Source organism: Proteiniphilum sp. UBA1028 (assembly GCF_002316955.1).
GTDB lineage: Bacteria > Bacteroidota > Bacteroidia > Bacteroidales > Dysgonomonadaceae > Proteiniphilum.
This window is the reverse complement of the sequence record NZ_DCEN01000010.1, coordinates 6,120-6,462: the sequence shown is the minus strand read 5'-3', so window position 1 is coordinate 6,462 and position 343 is coordinate 6,120. Positions and strand designations below refer to the sequence as shown.

Genomic DNA, 343 nt, shown 5'->3' with positions numbered 1-343 from the left:
TTCATAACTTTGAATTTTTGCATCACTGGATCCATGATCGCATCGGAAAAAATGCTTCATCACGATTCCTTTCGGTTATCAACAAGAACTCACTTTTGCAAAGACAGTAAAAATCAACCTCCTGAAACGAAAAATAGGCAAAGCTCTGACCGATTGGAAAAACAATCCCAAAAGGATGCCGGAACCGTTCCCGAAGCCTGTCACTTTTTGCAAAGAGATACCTTCGCCATACGTCATCCGGATTAGTAAAAAGAATTTTGGTTTTGAGAAGGTATTGGTACATTCCCACTCGGTCGGGCATAAGCCGATATCGCCTTTCGACAGGTCCGACAACATGTTGTAA

The 343-nt window shown here is 42.0% G+C and carries 1 protein-coding gene; it reads right to left on the bottom strand.

Annotated elements, in window-relative coordinates:
- Positions 1-78: 78 nt before the first annotated feature.
- Positions 79-343: hypothetical protein (locus B3Z75_RS01270; protein WP_294066914.1), on the bottom strand; the 265-nt coding region annotated here is incomplete at its 5' end.